The sequence below is a fragment of the Microcystis sp. M_QC_C_20170808_M9Col genome (assembly GCF_007095495.1).
GTDB classification, from domain to species: domain Bacteria; phylum Cyanobacteriota; class Cyanobacteriia; order Cyanobacteriales; family Microcystaceae; genus Microcystis; species Microcystis aeruginosa.
Genome location: NZ_SFBZ01000156.1, coordinates 1 through 5,883 on the forward strand (window position 1 = coordinate 1; position 5,883 = coordinate 5,883).

The 5,883-nt window shown below is 41.7% G+C and carries 7 protein-coding genes; 1 reads left to right on the top strand and 6 read right to left on the bottom strand.

Annotated features, from left to right (window positions below):
- Positions 1-83: 83 nt before the first annotated feature.
- The 5 genes from EWV68_RS09260 to EWV68_RS09280 form a co-directional block, all read right to left on the bottom strand.
- Positions 84-1,175, bottom strand: coding sequence for a tetratricopeptide repeat protein (locus EWV68_RS09260; RefSeq protein ID WP_287169564.1), 1,092 nt, complete (start codon positions 1,173-1,175; stop codon positions 84-86).
- Positions 1,176-1,540: 365 nt separating this feature from the next.
- Positions 1,541-3,199 (bottom strand): DUF4384 domain-containing protein, encoded by a 1,659-nt coding sequence (locus EWV68_RS09265; RefSeq protein ID WP_287169566.1) that lies wholly within the window; start codon positions 3,197-3,199, stop codon positions 1,541-1,543.
- 88 nt (positions 3,200-3,287) lie between these two features.
- A complete protein-coding gene (locus EWV68_RS09270) occupies positions 3,288-3,704 on the bottom strand; it encodes a caspase family protein (RefSeq protein ID WP_287169567.1) in 417 nt (138 codons plus the stop codon).
- 97 nt (positions 3,705-3,801) lie between these two features.
- On the bottom strand, positions 3,802-3,927 hold the full coding sequence (locus tag EWV68_RS09275; protein ID WP_260324385.1) for a hypothetical protein: 126 nt from the start codon (positions 3,925-3,927) through the stop codon (positions 3,802-3,804).
- A gap of 169 nt (positions 3,928-4,096) precedes the next feature.
- On the bottom strand, positions 4,097-4,276 hold the full coding sequence (locus tag EWV68_RS09280) for a hypothetical protein (protein ID WP_072319538.1): 180 nt from the start codon (positions 4,274-4,276) through the stop codon (positions 4,097-4,099).
- 68 nt (positions 4,277-4,344) lie between these two features.
- On the opposite strand from EWV68_RS09280, the gene EWV68_RS09285 reads away from it, so the two are divergent.
- The gene (locus EWV68_RS09285; protein WP_287169568.1) at positions 4,345-5,187 is read left to right on the top strand and encodes a methyltransferase domain-containing protein; all 843 of its coding nucleotides are present in this window, start codon (positions 4,345-4,347) and stop codon (positions 5,185-5,187) included.
- 353 nt (positions 5,188-5,540) lie between these two features.
- Here EWV68_RS09285 and EWV68_RS09290 read toward each other — a convergent pair whose 3' ends face one another.
- A complete protein-coding gene (locus EWV68_RS09290; RefSeq protein ID WP_287169569.1) occupies positions 5,541-5,720 on the bottom strand; it encodes a hypothetical protein in 180 nt (59 codons plus the stop codon).
- Positions 5,721-5,883: the final 163 nt, after the last annotated feature.

Genomic DNA, 5,883 nt, shown 5'->3' on the forward strand with positions numbered 1-5,883 from the left:
AAAAAAATATAGAAGAGCTAATGCAAATTAGCCGCTATCGGTTGAAGGATTACATCAAAGGACAAAGAGCGATATCGCTTGCCCTATCTACCTTCTAGCTCGCTTGTCCCCCTCTCAGAAGAACCTCCTAAATTCAAGTAAATAGAGCCTAGTTGATCTTGAATTCTAGCTTCTAATTCTTTGTCTCCTAGTTTCTGTGCAATTGATAAACTTTGCATTTGATAATCAATTGCCTGTGCATAGTTTCCTCGTTCAAAATTAACTGTTCCCAGATGAGTTAGAATAGCTGCTTCCCATTGGTAATCCTGAGCTTTCCTTGCTATCAATAAGCTCTTGTTATAGTAATCAATTGCTTGATCAAAATATCCCTGAGAGAAGTAAAGTAGCCCTATATTTCCCAGAACCCTTGACTCCATTTGTTGATTGCCAATTTCTCTATAGATAGTTAGTGCTTTTTCAAAAAAATGTTGTGCTTGCTCAAATTGACCAGCATTTCCTAATTCAATCCCTTGATCATTGAGGGAACTGGCTTCTACTAAACGGGAAGTATTGAGATTTTGGCTGAGAGTTTGGTGTTGGCGTGACTGAGTTGAGGAAATATTTGAGTCTGGAACTGTACCCGTTAAGGATTGCCAAATTTGTTCATGTACTTTTAACAAGTCACGATCATTAATTTCTCTAGCAATATCTAAACTTTGCTGAAGATACTCTTTTCCTCTAGTAATATCTTTTTGGAAAATATACGCCCCACCTAAGTTAAATAAAATATTGCCTTCTAGATAACGATTAGGAATTTCTCTGGCAAGTTTTAATGCTCTTTCCAGATAGTTAATTGCGACAGGATAGTTTTCTTGAAAGCTGGATATATAGCCAAGCAATGCTAAAACTTCTGCTTGAGATTCATAATCACCAAGTTTCTGATAAATTGCTAATGCTTGCTGATATAAACGTATGCCCTCGTTAAATTGATGAGATTTGATATGTCTAATACCCTGTTGTAACAGTTGGTCTGCTTCAGATTTGAGATCGCCTACTGTTTGAGACAATACCTCCGACTCAAACGATGATCCTAGAAAATTAGGAAGATGTGGAGACGAAAAAATCGAAAGAGGAAAACCCAAAGAGACAAGTAACGAAATACTAACAAGATTAATAGAATTACAACGAAGATTCATTGAAGTGTTCCTCTGACTAAAGTTAAGAACTAGACAACAACCTCAAAAGTAATCGACATAGCAGCCATCTGTCGAGTATCAATCTGACGCACTCTTGAATTAGAAACTGTCCCACTCCCCCGACTTCCCCCATCTAAATCATCCAGAAGGCTAGAAATTGCCTCATCTGGCTGAGTTAAATCTATAGGTGTCCCTCTCAGATTATCCCCTCTCTCTGTAGCTAAAACCTGCAACAATTCCACAGCTTTGGTGGCTCTTCGGTTTGTGTTATGCAATGGAGGGGAGTTATAAGGGATGGAACCCTTATATAGAAAGGCATTTAGCTATTTTTGTCAATTGTTTTTTATCTAGAGCGAACTAATCAATTAAAGAGCCGCTTTGGTTAAAGGAGTCGTAGTAGCAATAACCAACACTTCCGCTATTCCCGTTTCACCCGCTACCTTAAATTTATACCTTTCCCCTCGATTTCGATCGGGAATCTGAATTTTTTCCCCCGGAGTCACAGGAGAATTATCTCCCGTCCCCGGTAAAGGCGAAAGCACGGTAAGCGTCCCATCTACGCTAATAAGTAAAACAGTAATATAGAGAGGAACTAACTCGTTATTTTGTACGAGAAATTGCACTTGAGTCCCCTGCTTGATTTTTTGCGCGTTACTGGTTAAACCGCGCACCCCTCTATTTTGACTGAAACTGCCTGACTTTGCACTCCTAACTGTAAACGATTCTGCCACCAATTGGCTGCCATCTACCGCTTCCATCGCCGCAGCTACACTCAGACGGGAAGAAGAATTATTAAGAGTTAACTTGACTAATCTTGCTGCTAACAAGGATTTTAACTTAGGGCGTAATCGCTCAACGGCATCTGTTACTTTTTCCCCGGCAATTCCCGCCGAGTCGGGAACCAAATCCAATGCAGGAGAAAATAAAGCAATACTGCCGACTTCTGGCAATTTTTTCACTTTTAATTGCTGTAATTGCTGATGATAAATGGGGGAAATTCGCCCTAGAATATAGTGAAAATTGGTTTGCTCTAAAGACACCACTTCAATGCGTTTAATCGCTTCTAAAGCTTGTTTAGCTTGCTGTAAAGAAGCATCTAAACCAATTCGTAGAGTTAAATTACTGGGAATTGCCCGCGATCGCTCTTGAAGTAGAGTCCCGGAAGCAATATTAGATCTTGTCTGCATCAGTTTCCCCTTAGCTGTCAACTCTTGACGGGACTCTATCTGAACTTGACCTCGTTCTTTTCCTTCCCCATCCACTAAAGTTAAAATTGCCCCCCGACCGAATGCTTCTAAGGTACGCGGATCGATCCCTCCCAAAAACAGGTCAACCTGATTTCCCTGCACTTGAGTGACCACAGCTTCAGCAGGGATTTTCTGATCTGGTTTGAGAAAATAAACCGCTTGCTGGCTGTTGTTACTTCCCTCCCTAGTATTAAATTCCGGTTGCTGTAATAAACCAGCCGTCGGGAAATATTCCCGTAAAATGCGATCGGTAGTCGCCGTCGCACTCACCATCACTTGACTGACTGACTCGCCTCCCGTTTGCTGCCAGAGATAGCGAGTCAAGATATATGTAAAGATACCAGCAGCCGTATCACCAAAGGAAGCATCGATCGCCGCTTGGTCAGTTCTAGCAGCCGCCAGCATTATGCCTTTGGGAACGCCTTTTTTTCGCTCTGTGGCCAAGTCTGAAGCGGTCAAGTTGAGTCTGGACATCAGTTGTTTTTGATATTCCTGTTCCTGGGGACTTGCTAACAGTTGGATGTTAGAGTTTTCAGTCCGGTTTAACTCCCGATTTCCATGGCGCAATCGCACAGTTAAGATGCCCTTTCTCGCCCCTCCAGAGTGACAACTATCCAGAATAAAAGTGACATTTTCTGTATTAATTGCTTGCATCAACAACCACAAAGTATGACCTGTAATATCATTGACTTTTCCTTCTTTATTGGGATAACCTGGAGGCAGAATGCTATCAACAGGAACAATCGTTATAACTTGCCCATCTTGGGAGCATCTCATTTATGCAAGTGAGTAATTATACTTATCCATAAAACTGTTTTCTAGCAAGGCTTTCAAAATAGCTTGACATAAAAACCTGATTTAGGGGTTACAAAGGTGAGATGCTGGGATCAAAAACTTGAGAACCATGACCAGAAAAGTGAAAAACTACCACATCACCGGGTTGCGCCCATTTAATTAAATGCTCCTCAAACGCTTGTAGGATATTCTCACGAGTTGCTTCATGATCAGTTAAAAGCAAAATTTGATCGGACTGAAATCCAAAACGGTGAATGAGTAATTCCTGTTGTAGTTTGACATCATTGACTGCGCCTTCAAGGGGTATCCATCTAGTATCGGGGTAATTATTAACACCCACTAACAACGCCCGTTTACGAGGTGTATTCTCTGCCAGTACGCTACGATAAAGAATGGCTCGCTGTTTCAATTCCAACTGGCTTAATCCTAAAGTGGCTAATAAAGAACCAGTCAGGGATAGTAATTGCCTACGCTTAATTCTAGTCATAAAATTTCCCTACCTATTTAATACTACCAAATCTTGATACTGAAAGCATTTATTATTGTGGTTTGGGGGGAATTTGCCCGGCCGTTAAGGTGACAATTTAGCCATCTTTTAAAATGCCGATAGACTCTCCTAGGCGCCGGTGTCTCTCCATCGCCTCCGCAATCGCTATTCTCACACCAGCATGAATTTTCTGATACAGTTCTGTTAAGGTGGGTTCAGTCATTTGAGTTCCAGATAGATAATCCAAGTATCGCATAAGGATAAATACAACTGGGTCACGTTAATAAGCTAAGACGCATTTAAACCGCTTATTCTTAGATTAGCCGAACCTCCTCCAATCCCTTTACTGTTGCCTTTTGCCTCTTGCCTTTTGCCTCGTCTCAACAAGCAATTTAAATTACGAACAGCTTACGTCCCCGCTTATAACGACGACGAACCACATCTTCGGGAATATTATGACCGCCACTGGCTACCTTTCTGTGAACTCTCTCTAAAGACTGATGATTTCCTCCCCTTCTTTTGTGTGTACTTTGTCCGCCTAAATCTTTTAAACTAGAAACATCGGAACTCAATACTGGAGAAACTTCTTATGTCGGAAACCTCTTATCTTTAATTCCACCCACTTACTTAGGAAATCACCATGGAACTTGATCAACGAATAGCCGATTTTTATGACTCCTCTAGTGGACTGTGGGAAAGGATTTGGGGCGAACATATGCACCATGGTTACTACGGTCGCGGTGGCAAGATTAAACTCGATCGCCGTCAGGCACAAATTGATTTAATAGAAGAATTATTAACTTGGGGTGGTGTCACCGGCGCTAATCAGATTCTCGATGTCGGTTGTGGCATTGGTGGCAGTAGCCTTTATCTGGCCGAAAAATTTCACAGTCAAGCGGTGGGGATTACCCTATCCCCGGTACAAGCCGCTAGAGCCAGCCAAAGAGCGCAAGAGTTCAATTTAGAAGAAAAAGTCAGTTTTTGTGTGGCTGATGCCCTAAAAACCCCCTTTCCTGAGAATAATTTTGATCTGGTCTGGTCTTTGGAAAGTGGCGAACATATGCCCGATAAAAGGCAATTTCTGCGGGAATGTTATCGGGTTTTGCAGCCCAGAGGGACTTTTTTGATGGCCACTTGGTGTCATCGTCCCACCACTTCTCTGGCCGGTAATTTAACGGAAGGGGAGATTAAACTATTAAACGAGATTTATCGGGTTTATTGTCTCCCCTATGTGATTTCTTTGCCAGAATACGCTGATATTGCCCGTGAAGTTGGCTTTCAAGACCTAAAAACCGATGATTGGTCTCTATCGGTGGCGGCCTTTTGGGATGTGGTGATTGACTCGGCCCTAACCATAGATGCGATCGCTGGTTTGTTAGCAAGCGGTTACACTACTATCCAAGGAGCTTTATCTTTAGGGTTAATGCGGCGCGGTTACGAGTCGGGTTTAATTCGTTTTGGCTTACTGCAAGGGAAAAAATAAGGGAGCATCTCACCTTTGTAACCCCTAAATCAGGTTTTTATGTCAAGCTATTTTGAAAGCCTTGCTAGAAAACAGTTTTAGGGGTAAGTATAATTACTCACTTGCATAAATGAGATGCTCCCAAAAATAAAGGCCGATCTCTCCATTTCTTTTTAACAAAACTTAACAATTATTGGCAAAATTTTGCTTGCTTTTGTGGGGAGATTTTGAGATAATGTTTTTAAAAGATTTTATTCATAATGGTAATGTTTGCACTTTAGCAAATTTGCACAGATACCCATTATGAGAAAAGCATAAGGCAAACCGCCGACAAAGTCAAGTCCTTTCCCCTACTTAGGGTCTGCTGAATAAATCTAAAAACCTTGTTGGATAAGACTTTTGGACTTTTTTCCCCTCAAAAAGTGCCAGCCATTGCGGGGATCGGGGGAAAATTCCGGGACTTTTTCCCTGAAAATTAGGTAGTTGACCACCTCAAAACTGGTAAAACCCCACACCCCACCTGCCCCCCCCGATGTCGGGTAGGGCTGTTTCATTCTCCGAATCTAATTCTTTTTTTGCTACCTTTAATCCCTTATAAGGTAAGCAAAGCACGACGTTTTTAAAAATTTTCAGCTATGTATTTCCGAGAAATCGACTAAAAACGTTGCCAGATAAGGATTTGAGAGAATGACATTTGCGAGAATGAAACGACCCTAC